Genomic DNA, 18,271 nt, shown 5'->3' with positions numbered 1-18,271 from the left:
CCATGCGCCAAGCCGCCCGGGCCGATCGGCGACAATTGTCCGATGACGGATTCCCCGAGCCCGCGCGCCGCCGAGCCGCGCCTGAGCAGCCTCTCGCACGGCGGCGGTTGCGGCTGCAAGATCGCGCCCGGCGTGCTGTCGAGCATCCTGCGCGGCACCGGCGCCATGCCGCTGCCGCCCGAACTGCTGGTCGGCATCGAGACCTCGGACGACGCCGCCGTCTACCAGCTCAACGAGCACCAGGCGCTGGTGGCAACCACCGACTTCTTCATGCCGATCGTCGACGACCCGTTCGACTTCGGCCGCATCGCCGCCACCAACGCACTGAGCGACGTCTATGCCATGGGCGGCACCCCGATCATGGCGCTGGCCCTGGTCGGCATGCCGATCAACGTGCTGTCGGTCGGGACCATCGGCCGCATCCTGGAAGGCGGCGCCAGCGTCTGCCGCGCCGCCGGCATTCCGATCGCCGGTGGCCACACCATCGATTCGGTGGAGCCGATCTACGGCCTGGTCGCGCTCGGCCTGGTGCATCCGGAGCGCGTCAAGCGCAACGCCGGCGCGCGCGTGGGCGACGTGCTGGTGCTGGGCAAGCCGCTCGGCGTCGGCGTCTACTCGGCGGCGCTGAAGAAGGAACAGCTCGACGCCGAGCGCTATGGGCACATGATGGAGGCCACCACACGCCTGAACACGCCCGGCCCGACGCTGGCCCTGCTCCCGGGCGTACACGCGCTGACCGACGTGACCGGCTTCGCCCTGGCCGGCCACGCGCTCGAGCTGGCGCGCGGCGCCGGCCTGACGGTGCAGATCGACTGGCCCGCGGTGCCGCTGCTGCCGGGCGTGCGCGAACTGGCGGCGCAAGGCATCGTCACCGGCGCCTCGGGCCGCAACTGGGCCGCCTACGGGCACGAGGTGGCGCTGCCCGAGGGCTTCGACGCCACCGAGCGCGCGCTGCTGACCGACCCGCAGACCAGCGGCGGCCTGCTGGTGGCCTGCGCACCCGAAAGCGTGCGCGAGGTGCTGGCGGTGTTCGAGCAGGCCGGCTTTGCCGACGCCGCTGTGATCGGCCGGGTCAACGCCGCCGGCGCGCGGCCGCTGGAAGTGCGAACCGCGCGCGGCTGAGCGCGGGCTGACCAGGGGCCAGCCTAGAATCCAGCCCGATGTTCAGCTTCTTCCGCCGCAAGAAGGCCGAGCCCGCGCCCAGCGAGGCGCCGGCCGACGCCGCACCCGACGCCATGGCCGACGCCGCCGGCACGCTCGACACCGAGCTGCCGCTGGACGATCTGGAGCGCCAGGCGCTGGCCGCCGCGCCGGCGGACGAGGCGCCGCAAGTGGAGATGCCGGTACAACCCGAGGCAGCGCCAACCAAGGGCGGCCTGATGTCACGCTGGCTCGGAGGCGCCGCACCCGCACCGGCGCCAGTCACGGCAGCCACGCCGGAGTCACCCACCCCAGCGCTGCACCCCACGCCGCTACCGGAACCCGCACCGCTCGCCCCGCCTCCGGCGCCCGCACCCGAACCGCCACCTGCCGCCGCCAGCCCGACGCCCGACCCCGCCATCCCGGCCGAGCTGGCGCCCACCATCGCCGAGAAGGACCTGGAGCTGGCACCGCCCAGCGCCAGCGTGCAGGCCGCGCGCGTCGGCTGGATGGACCGGCTCAAGACCGGCCTGAAGCGCACCGGCGGCAGCATCTCCACCGTCTTCACCGGCACCCAGATCGACGAGGCGCTGTACGACGACCTGGAAACCGCGCTGCTGCTGGCCGATGCCGGCGTGCCGGCGACCGAGTTCCTGCTGCAGGACCTGCGGCGCCGCGTCAAGAACGCCCGCGCCAACGACCCGGCGCAGGTCAAGCGCCTGCTGCAGGATGCCGTCGCCGACATGCTGGCGCCGCTGGAGCGGCCGCTGGTGGTCGGCGTCTACCACCCGACGGTGATCATGGTGGCGGGCGTCAACGGCGCCGGCAAGACCACCAGCATCGGCAAGCTGACCAAGCACCTGGCCGACGCCGGCGCCAGCGTGCTGCTGGCGGCGGCCGACACCTTCCGCGCCGCCGCGCGCGAGCAGCTGGCCGTGTGGGCCGACCGCAACCAGGTGGAAATCATCAGCCAGCAGGGCGCCGACCCCTCGGCGGTGAGCTTCGACGCCGTCGCCGCCGGCCGCGCGCGCCGCAAGGACGTGGTGCTGGTCGACACCGCCGGCCGCCTGCCGACGCAGAAGCACCTGATGGAGGAGCTGACCAAGATCCGCCGCGTGGTCACCAAGGCCGACATCACGGCGCCGCACGAGGTGCTGCTGGTGATCGACGGCAACACCGGCCAGAACGCACTGGCGCAGGTGCGTGCCTTTGACGAGGCGGTGCAGCTCACCGGCCTGATCGTGACCAAGCTGGACGGCACCGCCAAGGGCGGCGTGCTGTGCGCCATTGCGCGCGAGTACGCGGCGCGTGACAAGCCAATACCGGTGTATTTCATCGGCATCGGCGAACGGCTGGAAGATTTGCAGACCTTCAAGGCACGCGAGTTCGCCCAGGCGCTGGTGAGTTGACAAGGTGCGATCGGCGCCAGCAACCGATTGCAACACGCGTCCGCGCCGGCGAGCACTGGATACACTCGCCCCATGACCGCAAATCCCAGCCGGAACCACCTGGTGCTGATCGGTGCTGGTCGTGCCCACCTGCATGTGCTCAAGGGCCTGGCCCGCCATGGCAGCGGCGACATGAACGTCACCCTGGTCGCGCCGCACCCCTATTACATCGAATCGACCATGCTGCCGGGCTACGTGGCCGGCGACTACACGCTGGAGGACATCCGCATCCCGCTGGATCGGCTGGTCGAGGCCAGCGGCGTGCATTTCGTGCCGGCGCACGTGCTGGCGCTCGATCCGAACGGCCGCCGCGTGCAGCTGTCGAGCGGCGACGCCCTGCCCTACGACGTGCTGTCGGTCGACGTCGAGCCGATGGTGGATCGCGAGCAGATCGAGGCGCTGATCCCCGGCTCGCGCCGCAACGCCCTGTTCACCCGGCCGCTGGAGAGCTTCGTCCAACTGTGGCCGCAACTGCGGACGCTGGCCAGCGAGCGCGCGCTGCAGGTGGCGGTGATCGCCGACAGCCTGGCCGGCATCGAACTGGCCATGGCGGCGGCGCACGCGCTGGCGGCGCCGCACGGCAGCCGGGTGACGCTGGTGGCGGGCGAGCAGATGCCCCTGCTCGACCAGCCGGCGGCGCTGCAGCGGCGCGTGCTGGCACGCCTGAAACAGCTCAACATCACGCTGCTGCAGGACCGCTGCACCGGCATCGACGGCCAGGCAGTGCAACTGGCCAGCGGCGCCAGCCTGATGTGCGATGCGCCGCTGCTGACGATCGGCACCCGCCAGCCGGCCTGGCTGCGGCAGGCCGGCCTGCAGGTGGGCGACGACGAATGCCCGGTGCTCAACGAGCGGCTGCAAAGCGAGAGCCACCGCCAGATCTTCATCGTGCCGGACGCCGCGCCGACCGAGGTCGGGCCGGTGCTGGAGGCCAACCTGCGCACCGCGCTGGCGGGCGGCAGCTTCAGGAAGGCGCCGGCGGACGTGTCGCGCCTGCACGTGGTCGGCTGCGGCGATGGCCACGCCATCGCCGTCTGGGGCCCGCTCAGCCTGGAAGGGCGCGAGGTCTGGAACTGGAAGAATCGGCGCGACCGGCGACAGTTGGCCGGGCTGTTCTCGCTCTGATCACTGCGGGCTGATGCCGTGACGCGGCCAATTCGCCCAATATCAGGGGAAACCCTGATCAATCAACGCAAAAACTTGAATCATATTGCGCATGAGCAGACCTATACTGCGCGTCTGCACGCACTTTAGTTCATGTTTCCGGAAATTGTGGGTGGCTCCGAGGGTTCACACCTTGAACCCGACCTAGGGAAAGTCGGCAGCCGTCACCACCGCGACATGAACCACAATGCTCAATCGACCCTCATTCAAGGAGTTCCAGCCATGACTTCCCGGCCCGTCATCCGCAGTCTCAACCGTCGCCTGCTGCTGTCCCGCAGCGCCGCCGTGGTCGGCGCCAGTTCCATGGGCCTGCTGCTGCCCCAGATCGTGCGCGCCCAGGGCGACAAGGTCCGGGTCGGCTTCATGCTGCCCTTCACCGGCACCTATGCCCAGCTCGGCGTGGCGATCGAGAACGGCGTGCGCATGGCGATCGCCGAGAAGGGCGGCAAGCTGGGCGGCCGCGAGATCGAATGGTTCAAGGTGGACGACGAGTCCGAGCCGTCCAAGGGCGTCGAGAACGCGCAGAAGCTGGTGCAGCGCGACAAGGTCGACGTGCTGATCGGCACCGTGCACTCGGGCGTGCAGATGGGCATCCAGCGCGTGGCGCGCGATTCGGGCGTGCTCAGCATCATCCCCAACGCCGGCGTGCATGCGGCGACGCGTGCGCTGTGCGCTCCCAACGTGTTCCGCACCAGCTTCACCAACAGCCAGCCGACGCTGGCGCTGGGCAAGCCGATGGTCGACAAGGGCCTGAAGAAGGCGGTCTGGATCACCTGGAAATACGCCGCCGGCGACGACGCGCTGGAAGGCTTCAAGGAAAGCTACACCAAGGCCGGCGGCACCATCGTCAAGGAGCTCGGCCTGCCGTTCCCGAACGTGGAGTTCCAGGCGCTGCTGACCGAGATCGCCAACCTCAAGCCCGATGCCGTGGCCTGCTTCTTCGCCGGCGCCGGCGCCGCCAAGTTCATGAGGGACTACGCCGCCGCCGGCCTGAAGGACAAGATCCCGCTGTGGGGCTCCGGCTTCCTGACCGAGGGCGTGCTCGAGGCCGCCGGCCCGGCCGCCGAAGGCGTGATGACCACCATGCACTACGCCGACTCGCTCGACACGCCACGCAACAAGCAGTTCCGCAGCGCCTTCGCGCAGCAGTTCAAGATGCAGCCGGACGTGTACGCGGTGCAGGGCTACGACGCCGGCCAGCTGCTGGTGCAGGGCGCCGCCGCCGTCAAGGGCGACCTGTCGAACAAGGCGGCGCTGTACAAGGCCATGGAAACCGCCGTGATCGACAGCCCGCGCGGCAAGTGGACCATGAGCAAGGCGCACAACCCGGTGCAGGACATCTACCTGCGCGTGGTCGAGAACGGCGACAACAAGGTGGTCGGCATCGCCGCCAAGGCGTTGTCGGATTCGGGCGCCGGGTGCAAGATGGCCTGACTCCCCTGAGGCGCTGATGCGCCTGCCCCCTTTTGCCTCGCAATGGGGGACACCGCCAGTGGCCGGACCAAGCCCGCGCCACGGCAGTGCCGGGATGGCCAGTTCCGCGGCCTTCAGAACTTCTCGCCCATCCATCGCGCCCGCCACAACAGACGATAGCGCGCCGCCATCTTCCTCGAATCTGCCGTGGATTTCGCCAACTTCCTGATCCAGACGCTCAACAGCGTGCAGTACGGGCTGCTGCTGTTCATGCTGGCCGCCGGCCTGACGCTGATCTTCGGCATCATGGGCGTGGTCAACCTCGCCCATGGCAGCTTCTACATGCTGGGCGCCTACCTGGCGTTCGCGCTGTCGAGCCTGCTCGGCAGCTTCACCATCGCGATCGTGCTCGGCACCGCCCTGTCGGTGGTGTTCGGGCTGCTGCTGGAGCGCATCCTGTTCCAGTACTTCTACCACCGCGACCACCTCGACCAGGTGCTGATGACCTTCGGCCTGATCTACATCTTCGAGGAGGCGCGCTCGATGCTGTGGGGCGACGACGTGCACGGGGTGGCGATCCCGCCCCTGCTCAATGGCTCGATCGCCCTGACCGAGAACCAGTCCTACCCGGTGTACCGCCTGTTCATGATGGCCGTGTGCGTGCTGCTGGCGATCGGCCTGTACCTGCTGATCAACAAGACGCGCCTGGGCATGAAGATCCGCGCCGGCGCCTTCAACCGCGACATGACCGAGGCGCTGGGCATCAACATCAAGCTGATCCACGCCGTGGTGTTCGCCATCGGCGTGGCGCTGGCCACGGTGGCCGGCATGATCGCCTCGCCGATTTCCAGCGTCTATCCGGGCATGGGCTCGTCGGTGCTGATCATGTGCTTCGTGGTGGTGGTGATCGGCGGCATCGGCTCGGTGCGCGGCGCGCTGATCGCGGCGCTGCTGGTCGGCTTCGTCGACACCTTCGGCAAGGTGCTGCTGCCGCAGGTGGCGGGCATGCTGGTGTACGTGCTGATGGCCGCCGTGCTGCTGTGGAAGCCCGAGGGGCTGTTCAAGCAATGACCCGAATTTCCAAGCCCCTTCCCTCGCCAGCCGCGCGGTGCATCGCCGGAGCCGTTGCATGAGCGCGCCAAAGACCAACCTCGAAACCCTGCCGCGCAGCATCCAGCTGGTGCTGGTGCTCGGCTTCATCACGCTGGCGCTGTTCCCGTTCGTCGGCAGCGAGTTCTACCAGCAGATGGTCGCGCGCATGATGATCCTGGCCATCTTCGCCATGAGCCTGGACCTGCTGCAGGGCGTGGCCGGGCTGGTGTCGCTGGGCCACGCCGCCTTCTTCGGCATCGGCGGCTACACGCTGGCGCTGGTGTCCAGCGACAACGGCGCCATCAGCCTGTGGTGGTCGCTGCCGCTGGCGATGCTGGTGGCCGCGCTGGCGGCGCTGATCATCGGCTTCTTCGTGGTGCGCACGCGCGGCATCTACTTCATCATGGTGACGCTGGCGTTCGCGCAGATGCTGTTCTACTTGGTGTTCGACAACAAGGAGCTGAACCTGCCGGGCGACTTCGCGCTGCGGCTGGGCGGCTCGGACGGCAAGTACATCAACTTCAAGCCCGATGCGGCGCTGTTCGATCTGGAGAGCAAGCGCGTCTTCTACTACTTCGTGCTGGCCTGCCTGATCGGCGTCTACGTCTTCCTGCGCCGGGTGCTGTGGAGCCCGTTCGGCCGGGCCCTGGCCGGCATCCGCGTCAACGAGCACCGCATGCGCGCGGTCGGCTTCGGCTCGTTCAACTACAAGCTCACCGTCTTCACCATGGCCGGCGCGCTGGCCGGGCTGGCCGGCTACCTGTGGGGCGCGCAGACCGGCTTCGTCAACCCCGAACTGATGGGCTTCCACATGAGCGCGCACGCGGTCATGATGGTGATCCTCGGCGGCATGGGCAACTTCGCCGGCGCCATCGTCGGCGCCTTCGCCTTCGAGTTCATGCTCGAGCTGTTCAAGGATCTGCCGACCATCGGCGAGTTCCGCGCCGGCAAGCACTGGCAGATGTGGATGGGCCTGTTCATCGTGCTGGTCATCATCTTCGCGCCGCGCGGCCTGCTCGGCCTGCTGGAGCGCCTCAGCGGCCGCAAGGGGAACCCGCATGAGTGAAGTCCTGCTCAGCGCCAAGGACCTGACCAAGCGCTTCGGGGGGCTGGCCGCGGTCAGCGGCGTCTCGGTCGACCTGTGGCGCGCGCGCATCCACTGCGTCATCGGCCCCAACGGCGCCGGCAAGTCGACACTGACCAACCTGCTGTCGGGCGACCTGCCACCGACCTCCGGCAGCATCATGCTCGGCAGGCACGACATCACCAAGGCATCGCCCGAACTGATCTCGCGCCGCGGCCTCGGCCGCAGCTACCAGAAGACCAACATCTTCCCGACTTTCACGGTGTGGGAGAACGTGCGCCTGGCGGCGCAGTCACGCTCGCTCCAGCAGCCCTGGAACCCGCGCCGCTGGCTGCAACGGGCGGGCCATGACAAGCGGGTCAACCAGCGTGCCGAGAAGGCGCTGGAACTGGCCGGCCTGACCGCACGACGCGACTTCATCGCCGGCGCCGCCAGCCATGGTGAGCAGCGGCAGCTGGAAATCGCCATGACGCTGGCCACCGAGCCGCAGGTGCTACTGCTGGACGAGCCGCTGGCCGGCATGGGCGTGGCCGAGGCCGAGAGCATGGTCGCGCTGCTGCTGCGCCTGAAGCCGCATCACGCGATGATGCTGGTCGAGCACGACATCGATGCCATCTTCACGCTCGCCGACCACCTGACCGTGATGGTCAACGGCATGGTGATCGCCAGCGGCGAGCCGGCGGCGATCCGCGCCGACAGCGGCGTGCAGGCCGCCTACCTGGGCGAGGAGCACTGACATGGCGACGCCATCGAACGCCAACATCCAGGACGACCCGAACAATCCGCTGTCGCCGCGCCAGCGCGCCGGCGACCGCGTCGAGCGGCCACGGCACGACCCCGACCTGCTGATCCACGCCACCGACCTGCACACCTACTACGGCGCCAGCCACATCCTCAAGGGCATCGACTTCCAGGTGCGCCGCGGCGAAACCATCGGCCTGATGGGGCGCAACGGCATGGGTAAGAGCACGCTGCTCAAATCCATCATGGGCCTGGTCAAGCCGCGCCGTGGCGGCGTGCTGGTGATGGGCAAGCCGATGACTGGCCGGGCGCCGTACGAGATCGCGCAGCTCGGCGTGGCCTACGTGCCCGAGGGTCGCGGCATCTTCGGCAACCTGAGCGTGGTGGAGAACCTGAAGATGGCCGCCCGCCCCGGCACGCGAGGCCAGCGCGACTGGACCTACGAGCGCGTGCTGGAAACCTTCCCGCGCCTGCAGGAGCGCCTCGGCCACGGCGGCCAGCAGCTGTCCGGCGGCGAGCAGCAGATGCTGACCATCGGCCGCGCCCTGATGACCAATCCCGACGTGCTGATCCTCGACGAGGCCACCGAAGGCCTGGCGCCGCTGATCGCGCGCGAGATCTGGCGCATCTGCGACGTCATCCGCCAGACCGGCATCAGCAGCATCATCGTCGACAAGAACTGGAAGCACGTGACCCAGGTGACCGACCACAACGTCGTGTTGGTCAAGGGCGAGGTGGCGCTCGAGAGCACGTCGGCGCAGATCCGGGCGCAGCCCGAGTTGCTGACGCAGCACCTGGGAGTCTGACACCCCGACGCACCGGGCTCTTCCGGCCGCACGCCGCAGGCGTGGCACCAGCTACAGCATCGCCCGCACGTCGCGCGCCGCCGCCCGCAGGCGCGGCAGTAGCTCGCCCTGCACCACCTGCTCGCTCATGCGCCCCGGGCGCATGATGACGTTCAGCGCGCCCACCGTGGTGCCCCGCGCATTGCGCAGCGGCACTGCCAGGGCGTGGATGCCCAGTTCGTGCTCGTCGTTGGCGACACAGTAGTCCTGCGCCGCCGCCTGGGCCAGCAGGACCTTGAACTCACGCAGTTGCGTCGTCGTGCGCGGTGTCAGGCGCGGCAGGGTGCGGCGCTGCTTCAGCCAGTGCGCCAGCTCCTCGGCCGGCAGCAGGGCCAGCAACAGACGCCCCGTCGAGGTCGCATGCGCCGCCATGCGGGCACCGATGTGGCGGCCGTAGGCCAGCAGCGGCGACTCGTCCGACAGGCCGGCGGCACGCGCGATGATGACCACCTCATCGCCGTCGAGCACGGCGGCGGAATACACCTCCTGCGTCTCAGCGGCCAGGCGGTTGAGCGCCGGCTGCACCACGCGCGGCAGCCGCGACGAGGCCAGGTAGGCACCCGCCAAGCGCAGCGCGCGCGGACTGAGCCAGAAGAAGCTGCCGTCACTCTCCAGGTAGCCCAGATGCGCCAGCGTCAACAGGTGCCGCCGCGCGGCAGCGCGTGTCAGGCCCGCGCGCTGCGCCGCCAGCGTGGCGTTCAGGCGCTGGCGCTCGGTATCGAAGCTCTCCAGCACGGCCAGCCCCTTGGCCAGGCCGGCGATGTAGTCAGCGTGGGCAATCGTCATCTTGCGCGATGATCGCACAAATTTATTGATGATCGTGCAATGTCGCTGGCAACGGCTGGCATGGAGCCGATGCAAGGTCTAAGCTAGATGGCCTCGGACACCCCTGCCAACCCCATAAACGAGGAGCACCCCATGACCATCACCCGTACCCAGGTTGCCATCATCGGCGCCGGACCGTCCGGCCTGCTGCTGGGCCAGTTGCTGCACAAGGCCGGCATCGACGCCGTGATCGTCGAGCGCGTCTCGGGCGAATACGTGCTGGGCCGCATCCGCGCCGGCATCCTGGAGCAGGTCTGCATCGACCTGCTGGATGAGGCCGGCGTCGGCGCCCGCATGCACAAGCAGGGCCTGATCCACGAAGGCATCGAAATGCTGTTCGATGGCCGGCGTCACCGCGTCGATCTGACGAAGTACAGCGACGGTAAGCACGTCATGGTCTACGGCCAGACCGAACTGACCCACGACCTGATGAACGCGCGCCAGGCAGCCGGCCTGACCACGATCTACGAGGTGAAGAACACCGCCGTGCACGACTTCGACAGTGTCAAGCCCTACGTCACCTATGAGAAGGACGGCCTCACCCACCGCATCGACTGCGACATCATCGCCGGCTGCGACGGCTTTCACGGCGTCTGCCGCGCCAGCGCGCCGCGCACCGCGATCAAGGAGTACGAGAAGGTCTACCCGTTCGGCTGGCTGGGCCTGCTGTCCGACACGCCGCCGGTCAACGACGAGCTCATCTACATCAACTCCGAGCGCGGCTTCGCCCTGTGCAGCCAGCGCAGCAAGACGCGCAGCCGCTACTACCTGCAGGTGCCGCTGACCGACAAGGTGGAGGAATGGACCGACGACGCCTTCTGGCAGGAGCTGAAGCTGCGCCTCGACCAGCAGGGCCGCGACGAGCTGGTCACCGGCCCCAGCCTGGAGAAGAGCATCGCGCCGCTGCGCAGCTTCGTCACCGAGCCGCTGCGCTTCGGGCGCATGTTCCTGGCCGGTGACGCCGGCCACATCGTGCCGCCGACCGGTGCCAAGGGCCTGAACCTGGCCGCCACCGACGTCAAGTACCTGTACGACGCCATCGTCGAGTACTACCAGGACAAGAGCGAGGCCGGCCTTGACAACTACTCGACCCGGTGTCTGGGCCGCATCTGGCGCGCCGAGCGCTTCTCCTGGTGGTTCACCCAGCTGATGCACCGCTTCCCGGACGACGGCGCCATCATCGCCAAGTTCCAGAGTGCCGAACTCAGTTACCTGCTGCACTCCGAAGCGGGGCTGCGCACCATCGCCGAGAACTACGTCGGCCTGCCGCTGGACTTCGCGGACACCGCAGAACTCATGTAGTCATGATCGCGGGCGCAGCGGCCGTCAAGCCTGGCGCCCCGGCATCGACCTGCCCAAGGGCGGGCGCGGAAACCCTGGTTGAAGAGGGGTCAGCCGCACCGGCGGCCGCCATCGTGCATGAGCCGCCGTCGCGCGTGACACCCAGGTGCCACGCACATCCGGCGCCGATCCTCAGCGTGCCGGCCGCACTAGCACGAACTGCACCAGTTCGCCGCGCTGCACCAGCATGTTGATCGGCTTGCTCTGGTCGGCTTTCGCCACCGCCGCCTCGAACTCGCGCACGTTGGCGATCTCGGTGTTCCCCACCGACAGGATGATGTCGCCTTCGCGCAGGCCGGCGCGTGCGCCGGCCTCGGCCGCCGCATCGACGCGCACGCCGCGCCGCAGCTTGAGTTCCTTCTTCTGCGCTTCGGTCAGGTCGCTCACGGTGAGGCCGAGCGCCTGCACCGCGGTGCCCGCGGCCTTGGGCTCGCTGCTCCTGGCCGCCGGGCGGCGCGCGGTCTGCTCGGGCTCCAGCTCGGCGATGGTGATGTTCAGATCGCGGTTCTGGCCCCGCCGGAACACCGTCATGCTGCTGCGCGTGCCGGGCTTGGTGTTGCCCACCTGGCGTGGCAGATCGGACACCTTGTCGATCGCCCGGCCGTCGAAGCGGACGATGATGTCGCCCGCCTCGACCCCGGCTTTCTCGGCCGGCGAGCCCGCCTCGACGCCGCGCACCAGCGCCCCGCGCGGCTTGCCGAGACCAATGGATTCGGCCACCTCGCGCGTCACCTCGGCAATCTGCACGCCGATGCGGCCACGCGTCACACGCCCGCTGGTGCGCAGCTGCTCGCTCACCTGCATCGCCTCGTCGATCGGGATCGCGAACGAGATGCCCATGAAGCCGCCGGAGCGCGAATAGATCTGGCTGTTGATGCCCACCACCTCGCCGCGCATGTTGATCAGCGGCCCGCCCGAGTTGCCGGGGTTGACCGCCACGTCGGTCTGGATGAACGGCAGGTAGTCGCCGGTGTCGCGCTGCTTGGCGCTGACGATGCCGGCGGTGACGGTGTTGTCGAGGCCGAACGGCGAGCCGATGGCCATCACCCATTCGCCCACGCGCAGCCGACTGACGTCGCCGATGCGCACCGCCGGCAGCCCGGTGGCATCGATCTTGACCACGGCGACATCGGTGCGCCGGTCGGCACCGACGATCTTGGCCTTGAACTCGCGCTTGTCGGTCAGCGTCACCAGCACCTCGTCGGCACCGTCGACCACGTGGGCATTGGTCATCACGTAGCCGTCGGACGAGATGATGAAGCCGGAGCCGACGCCGCGCGGCACTTCCTGCTCGGGCTGCTGCGGGCGGTTCGGGCGCGGACCCTGGCGCGGCACGTTCGGCGTCGGGACGCCGAAGAAGCGGCGCAGGAACTCCTGCATCTCCTCGTCGCCGAGACCGCCGCTGCCCATGCTGGCACTCACGCGCTCCATGGTGCGGATGTTGACCACCGCCGGCCCGACCTGCTCGACCAGGTCGGTGAAGTCCGGCAGGCCGCGCACCGACGGCGCCACCGGCGCCGGCATCGGCTGCGCCATCGCCGCCGGCGGCAGCGCCAGCAGGAGGGCGCCGGCCAGGCACGGCGCGGCCAGCCACAGGTTCAGTTTCGATCGCGTGATGCGCGTCAGCGTGTCCATGCTTTGATTCCTTGATGGGCGCAACGGGCCGCGAAGCATGCGGCCGCCCTGGCCAGATTCGATTGATTCGCTACGGGTTCCGGCGTTCCAGGTTCTGGGCGAAAACCTGCAAGGTCTGCACCGGCACCTCGCCCACCGCCGTCAGCCACCAGTCACCGGTCGCAGCCGGGACGCGGCGCAGCAGCGTGTGGGTGGCGCCCATGGCGGCCATGCCTTCGGCGCCATGGCGCTGGCCGTCGAAGGGCTCGAGAAACAGCGACACGGTGGCGAGGCCGTCGGAGAAGATCCACTGCACCATCGTCACCGCGTTCGGCGCCCGGCGACGGTACATCTGCTGCGGCCGGAAACCCGGCACCTCGGCCTTCAGCCGCCAGCCCTCCGCCTCGGCGCTGGTCCTGACGTGCTCGGATTTCTCGACCCGGTAGCCGTCGGTGGCCGCCATCATCTGCTGCAACTGCCCGGCCTGCGCCGGCACGTCCAGCAGCAGTTCGGAAAACGCCGCCTGTTCGAGCACGCGGCCACCTGCGTCCAGCGTCTGCGTCTTGACCACCAGGCCGGTGCGTTGTTCGCTCCAGATGCGGTAGCCGAAGCGCTTGCCGTCACGCGGGCTGAGCAGCACGATGTCGGCGTCGAAGCCCGCCACGCGCCCCTGCCCGACCTGGCGCGCCGCGTAGTAATCGGCGGTGGAAAAATCCTTGCCGGGCGCCAGCAGGTTCGGGAAAACGCCCATCGCATCGCGCTGTTCGGTGCGGACCGTGCGCGATTGCGGCAGAAAGGTCATCACCGCCTCGTTGCGCCGCAGCGTGGTCCGGGGCGTACCGGTCAGCGCATCGACGCGCTCGAGCTGCACCTCGCCATCGCACACATGCCAGATGCGTGAGCTGGACAGGGCGCCGGACGCGGACGACACCACGAAGGTGCCAGCGTAGGACTGCATGTTGGTGGCCTGCTGCAGACGCACCAGCCATTCCGCCACGCTGCGCTCCGGCGGCCCGATCGGCCGGTCAGCGGCAGCCGCCAGCCCGACCACGCTGCTGGCGCACCAGAGCAGAGCCACGCGCCGCGCCACACGCGACCATTTCACGCACGCCGCGCCGGCGCGCGTTACCCGATTCGCCTGCATCATCGCTGAATCCACGAAGAGCGCCCCGGTCATCAGCGCCCGGATCCCTCGAAGGTGGCGTTGCGCAGGAATCCGGCCGAGCCGGCCAGCGCGGAAGCACCCACCGCCTGGCGGTGGGCGGCCAGAAACTCGTCCAACCTCGGATCGCGCAGGATCATCGTCGGCTCTCCCGGCGCCGCCGAGGCGACTTCCGCCGGTACCGGCGCCGACACCGCCACCATGCGCGTGCTGTCGGTGGCGGCCTCCTGCCGCGCCAGTTGCGCGCCACCCGGCTGCGGGCCGATGCTGCCCATCACGCCCCAGCCGATCGCCGCCACGGCGGCGAACGAGGCCAGGCCGGCCACCATCTTCCAGCGGAACACGCCATCGTTGGCGGCCGGCTGGCGCACCTGCGGCACCACGATCGCGGCCGCTTCGGCCGGCCGGGAAACCCCGGCCTCCCGCTGCAGCCGCTCGCTGACGCAGCGCACGAAATCGGCGTCATGGCCGCAGCCCGCCAGGTCGGTCGAGCGCAACACGTCGCCGACCAGGTGGTAGAGCTGCCAGCATTCGCGCGCCGCGCCTTCGGCCATGCCAGGCAGCACCGCTGCCACTTCGTCGGCACCCAGCTGTCCGTCCATCAGGGCGGAGACTGTTTCAGGTTCGACATCCATCTTGAACTGCGTTTTCATCACGACCACCGTCACTTGTTCAGCAACAACCCGCCAGCCTTACCAACGCTTGCCCGTCTGATGGCTCAGCAAGGGCTTGACCCTCGCCGAGATGGCTTCGCGCGCCCGGAAGATGCGCGATCGCACGGTACCAATGGGGCAATTCATGGCTTCCGCAATCTCTTCATAACTCAGGCCCTCGATCTCGCGCAGCGTCACCGCCTGTCGCAGGTCGTCGGGCAAGGCTTCCATCGCCGCATTCACCGCTTCGGCGATCTCGCGTGCCGCCAACTCGGATTCCGGTGTGGATTCGGAAGTTAGTGTGTTCTCGTGTCGGGAAGTTTCATCATCCTCGTCGGCCGAATGCAGCGCCGCCTCGGTAATCACCGGATCGCGCTTGAGCTCCATCAAGGATTTCTTCGCCGTGTTGACCGCGATGCGGTACAGCCAGGTGTAGAACTGGGCATCGCCGCGGAACTGGTGCAGCGCCCGCCAGGCCCGGATGAAGGTTTCCTGCGCGATGTCCTGCACCAGATCGACATCGCGCACCATGCGCCCGATCAGGCGCTCGATGCGGCGCTGGTACTTGATGACCAGCAGTTCGTATGCGCGATGATCGCCCGCGACCGCGCGCTCGACCAGCTGCGCATCGCTGTCGGTCGGCGCGGGGGGAGAAGCAAGGGGCTGGTCGGACACGAGAAAGATATCTAGGTGGAAGCTGCCGCCCGCGCTTCAGCTGCGCTCGACCACGGCGCCAGCCCCGAAACGGACGACCGACTTGCTGGATGAATATAGCGCACAGCGCAACAGGTGCCAGCGCGGCAGGTCATCGGCGGCCTGCGCCCACAGCCAGATCGAACGCCGCCGACTGGGGTCACGGTAGAGCAGCAGCGCAGCGCGCTGAAGGTCCAGCCGGACCTCGACGCGGGCATCGTCGTCGACCGACGCGCTGCCGCCCTCCTGCAGACCCCAGCATGCCCCATCCCAGACCAGCCGGCGCGCCTGTTGCCGACGCCAGAACCGCAGCAACCCGCCGCCAGTCAGCAGCGACGCCAGCAGCAACACCAGACTGGTCCAGTTGCGCACACCGTCCTGCTGCTGCAGCACCGCCGCCGACACCAGCAGCGCGCCAGCCAGCCACAGGGCCGTCAGCGCAAGCCCCAGTGCGGGCGTGCGGCCGACCGGAAAGACCACGGCGGGCGCATCCTTCATGACGCGCTGAATGGATCACCCTCGAGCGCCGCGATGCCGCAACCGCGCAGCCCGGCAGCCGGGCGGCACGAACAGCCGGCAGCAAGCTCAGACGCGGCGGTACACCACCGAGCCGTTGGTGCCTCCGAAGCCGAAGTTGTTCTTCAGCGCCACCTCGATCTTCATGTCGCGCGCCTCGTTGGCGCAGTAGTCCAGATCGCACTCGGGATCCTGGTTGAAGATGTTGATGGTCGGCGGCGCCTTCTGCTGGTGCAGCGCCAGGATGGTGAACACGCTCTCGACGCCACCCGCGCCGCCCAGCAGGTGGCCGGTCATCGATTTGGTCGAGCTCACCACGACCGAATGCGCGCGCTCGCCCAGCGCCGCCTTGATGGCGTTGGATTCATTGAGGTCGCCCAGCGGGGTCGAGGTGCCGTGCGCGTTGACGTAGTCGACCTCGTCGGCATTGATGCCGGCATTGCGCAGCGCCGACAGCATAGCGCGGCGCGGGCCGTCCATGTTAGGCGCGGTCATGTGACCGGCATCGGCGCTCATGCCGAAGCCGGCGACTTCGGCGTAGATCTTCGCGCCGCGCCGCTTGGCGTGCTCGTATTCCTCCAGCACCACGATGCCGGCGCCCTCGCCGAGCACGAAGCCGTCGCGGTCCTTGTCCCAGGGGCGCGACGCAGTCTTGGGGTCGTCGTTGCGCGTCGACAGGGCCCGCATCGACGCGAAGCCGCCCACGCCCAGCGGCGACACCGTCGATTCGGTGCCGCCGGCGACCATCACGTCGGCATCGCCGTATTCGATGATGCGCGCGGCGTCGCCGATGCAGTGCAGGCCGGTGGTGCAGGCGGTGGCGATGGCGATGTTCGGGCCCTTGAAGCCGTACTTCATCGACACATGGCCGGCCGCCATGTTGACCAGGCAGGCCGGCACGAAGAACGGCGAGATGCGCCGCGCGCCGCGCGCCGCCCAGTCGGCGTGGGTTTCCTCGATCAGTGGCAGGCCGCCGATGCCGGAGCCGATGACGCAGCCGATGCGGGTGGCCAGTTCGTCATCCAGCGCCTCGCCGACGGCCAGGCCGGCATCCTGCACCGCCTCGGCGGCGGCGACGATGCCGTAATGGATGAAAGTATCCATGGTGCGCGCTTCCTTCGCCGAGATGTGCGGCGAAATGTCCAGCCCACGCACCTCGCCGGCGATGCGGCTGGCGAAGGTGCTGGCGTCGAAGCGCGTGATCTGGTCGATGCCCGAGCGCCCGGCAAGCACGTTGGCCCAGCTTTCGGCCACCGTGTTGCCCACGGGGCTGACGCAACCCAGACCAGTGACGACTACGCGGCGTCGGCTCATCGGCGTCAGGCCTTCTTGCTGTTGGCGTAATCGATGGCGGCCTGCACGGTGGTGATCTTCTCGGCGTCCTCATCCGGGATCTCGATGCCGAACTCGTCCTCCAGCGCCATCACTAGTTCCACGGTGTCGAGCGAGTCGGCACCAAGATCGGCCACGAAGGCTTTCTCGTTGGTGACCTGGGACTCTTCCACGCCGAGTTGCTCGGCGATGATTTTCTTGACACGTGCTTCGATATCGCTCATGGGTTCCCTCTGAGGGTTATGAAAAAATGGATTTTACCCGCGCTTACACGCCATCCCGGCGGTGGCAGGCGCGAACGGGATAGTGTATGGCCTCAGGCCATGAACATCCCACCGTTGACGTGCAGTTCCTGGCCGGTCACGTAGCCTGCCTCCGGGCTGGCGAGATAGGCCACGGCGTGCGCGATGTCGGCCGGCTGCCCGAGCCGGCCGAGTGGAATCTGGCCGGTGAGCGCCTTCTGCTGCTCCTCGCCAAGCGCGGCGGTCATGTCGGTGGCGATGAAGCCCGGCGCCACGCAGTTCACGGTGATGCCGCGGCTGCCCAGTTCGCGCGCCAGCGCCCGCGTCATGCCGGCGACGCCGGCCTTGGCGGCCGCGTAGTTGGCCTGGCCGGGGTTGCCGGAGGCGCCGACCACGCTGGTGATGCTGACGATGCGGCCGTGGCGCTGCTTCATCATCGGCCGCATGACGGCGCGGCTGAGGCGGAACACCGCCTTCAGGTTGGTGTCCAGCACAGCGTCCCAGTCCTCGTCCTTCATGCGCATCGCCAGCGTGTCGCGCGTGATGCCGGCGTTGTTGACCAGGATGTGCAGCGCGCCGTGTTCCTTCACGATGGCCTCGACCAGCGCCTCGGCGGCAGATGCGTCGTTGACATCGAGCGCAGCGCCGCGGCAGCCCGCATGCGCTGCCAGCGCAGCGCTGATCCGGCCGGCGCCGGCCTCGGTGGTGGCGGTGCCGACCACCCGGACGCCGCGCCGCGCCAGCTCCAGCGCGATGGCCGCGCCGATACCGCGCGAGGCACCAGTCACCAAGGCCACCTGGCCTGCCATCGTCATCTCCGACATGCCTGTGTTTTCTCCGATTTCACTCAGTTCACGAGAGTCTTGACCTCAACCAGCGTGGCCGGGTCGTACATGGCCAGGCCGGTCAGCTCGGCGTCGATGCGCTTGGTCAGGCCGGCCAGCACCTTGCCCGGGCCGCATTCGA

Annotated in this window: 18 protein-coding genes and 1 pseudogene; 9 read left to right on the top strand and 10 right to left on the bottom strand. The window is 68.7% G+C overall.

Annotated features, from left to right (window positions below; translation table 11 throughout):
* Positions 1–42: 42 nt before the first annotated feature.
* The 8 genes from selD (at position 43) to PK606_RS12875 (ending at position 8,888) form a co-directional block, all read left to right on the top strand.
* Entirely contained in the window at positions 43–1,122 is a 1,080-nt protein-coding gene (selD, locus tag PK606_RS12910) for a selenide, water dikinase SelD (RefSeq protein ID WP_324564579.1), read from the top strand.
* Positions 1,123–1,160: 38 nt separating this feature from the next.
* A complete protein-coding gene (gene ftsY, locus PK606_RS12905) occupies positions 1,161–2,549 on the top strand; it encodes a signal recognition particle-docking protein FtsY (protein ID WP_502920843.1) in 1,389 nt (462 codons plus the stop codon).
* A gap of 72 nt (positions 2,550–2,621) precedes the next feature.
* Complete coding sequence (locus PK606_RS12900; RefSeq protein ID WP_324564577.1) at positions 2,622–3,713, top strand: NAD(P)/FAD-dependent oxidoreductase; 1,092 nt, start codon at positions 2,622–2,624, stop codon at positions 3,711–3,713.
* A gap of 261 nt (positions 3,714–3,974) precedes the next feature.
* Complete coding sequence (locus PK606_RS12895; RefSeq protein WP_324564576.1) at positions 3,975–5,186, top strand: ABC transporter substrate-binding protein; 1,212 nt, start codon at positions 3,975–3,977, stop codon at positions 5,184–5,186.
* Between the two features lie 186 nt (positions 5,187–5,372).
* Positions 5,373–6,236 (top strand): branched-chain amino acid ABC transporter permease, encoded by an 864-nt coding sequence (locus PK606_RS12890; RefSeq protein WP_324564575.1) that lies wholly within the window; start codon positions 5,373–5,375, stop codon positions 6,234–6,236.
* Positions 6,237–6,294: 58 nt separating this feature from the next.
* Positions 6,295–7,323 carry a branched-chain amino acid ABC transporter permease gene (locus tag PK606_RS12885; protein WP_324564574.1) on the top strand — a complete coding sequence of 343 codons (1,029 nt, stop codon included), beginning with the start codon at positions 6,295–6,297 and terminating at the stop codon, positions 7,321–7,323.
* The gene (locus tag PK606_RS12880; protein WP_324564573.1) at positions 7,316–8,077 is read left to right on the top strand and encodes an ABC transporter ATP-binding protein; all 762 of its coding nucleotides are present in this window, start codon (positions 7,316–7,318) and stop codon (positions 8,075–8,077) included. Before PK606_RS12885 ends, PK606_RS12880 begins: the two co-directional genes overlap by 8 nt.
* Position 8,078: 1 nt before the next feature.
* Positions 8,079–8,888: an ABC transporter ATP-binding protein gene (locus PK606_RS12875; RefSeq protein ID WP_324564572.1), complete on the top strand. Its 810-nt coding sequence runs from the start codon at positions 8,079–8,081 to the stop codon at positions 8,886–8,888.
* 51 nt (positions 8,889–8,939) lie between these two features.
* Here the strand turns inward: PK606_RS12875 and PK606_RS12870 are convergent, their stop codons facing one another.
* The gene (locus tag PK606_RS12870; protein WP_324564570.1) at positions 8,940–9,713 is read right to left on the bottom strand and encodes an IclR family transcriptional regulator domain-containing protein; all 774 of its coding nucleotides are present in this window, start codon (positions 9,711–9,713) and stop codon (positions 8,940–8,942) included.
* Positions 9,714–9,845: 132 nt separating this feature from the next.
* Here PK606_RS12870 and pobA point away from each other — a divergent pair, with 132 nt between their 5' ends.
* Complete coding sequence (gene pobA / locus PK606_RS12865) at positions 9,846–11,054, top strand: 4-hydroxybenzoate 3-monooxygenase (RefSeq protein ID WP_324564569.1); 1,209 nt, start codon at positions 9,846–9,848, stop codon at positions 11,052–11,054.
* A gap of 171 nt (positions 11,055–11,225) precedes the next feature.
* Here pobA and PK606_RS12860 read toward each other — a convergent pair whose 3' ends face one another.
* The 9 genes and pseudogenes from PK606_RS12860 to PK606_RS12820 all read right to left on the bottom strand — a co-directional run.
* Positions 11,226–12,728, bottom strand: a complete 1,503-nt coding sequence (locus PK606_RS12860) for a DegQ family serine endoprotease (RefSeq protein WP_324564568.1) — start codon at positions 12,726–12,728, stop codon at positions 11,226–11,228.
* 70 nt (positions 12,729–12,798) lie between these two features.
* A complete protein-coding gene (locus PK606_RS12855) occupies positions 12,799–13,812 on the bottom strand; it encodes a MucB/RseB C-terminal domain-containing protein (protein WP_324564566.1) in 1,014 nt (337 codons plus the stop codon).
* Positions 13,813–13,883: 71 nt separating this feature from the next.
* A complete protein-coding gene (locus PK606_RS12850; RefSeq protein ID WP_324564565.1) occupies positions 13,884–14,522 on the bottom strand; it encodes a sigma-E factor negative regulatory protein in 639 nt (212 codons plus the stop codon).
* A gap of 39 nt (positions 14,523–14,561) precedes the next feature.
* On the bottom strand, positions 14,562–15,197 hold the full coding sequence (rpoE, locus tag PK606_RS12845) for an RNA polymerase sigma factor RpoE (RefSeq protein WP_324564563.1): 636 nt from the start codon (positions 15,195–15,197) through the stop codon (positions 14,562–14,564).
* A 36-nt stretch (positions 15,198–15,233) separates the two neighbouring features.
* Entirely contained in the window at positions 15,234–15,713 is a 480-nt protein-coding gene (locus PK606_RS12840; protein ID WP_324564561.1) for a hypothetical protein, read from the bottom strand.
* Positions 15,714–15,800: 87 nt separating this feature from the next.
* Positions 15,801–17,045 (bottom strand): beta-ketoacyl-ACP synthase II, encoded by a 1,245-nt coding sequence (fabF, locus tag PK606_RS12835; protein ID WP_324564560.1) that lies wholly within the window; start codon positions 17,043–17,045, stop codon positions 15,801–15,803.
* Positions 17,046–17,050: 5 nt separating this feature from the next.
* A complete protein-coding gene (gene acpP, locus PK606_RS12830) occupies positions 17,051–17,287 on the bottom strand; it encodes an acyl carrier protein (RefSeq protein ID WP_106703654.1) in 237 nt (78 codons plus the stop codon).
* 92 nt (positions 17,288–17,379) lie between these two features.
* On the bottom strand, positions 17,380–18,129 hold the full coding sequence (fabG, locus tag PK606_RS12825) for a 3-oxoacyl-ACP reductase FabG (protein ID WP_324564559.1): 750 nt from the start codon (positions 18,127–18,129) through the stop codon (positions 17,380–17,382).
* Between the two features lie 23 nt (positions 18,130–18,152).
* Positions 18,153–18,271 (bottom strand): annotated as a pseudogene (locus tag PK606_RS12820) (ACP S-malonyltransferase); the annotation flags it as partial.

Source organism: Ottowia sp. (genome assembly GCF_035444425.1).
Classification (GTDB): Bacteria; Pseudomonadota; Gammaproteobacteria; order Burkholderiales; family Burkholderiaceae_C; genus Ottowia.
The sequence above is the reverse complement of the archived record's forward strand: the minus strand, read 5'-3'. Positions and strand labels throughout refer to the sequence as shown.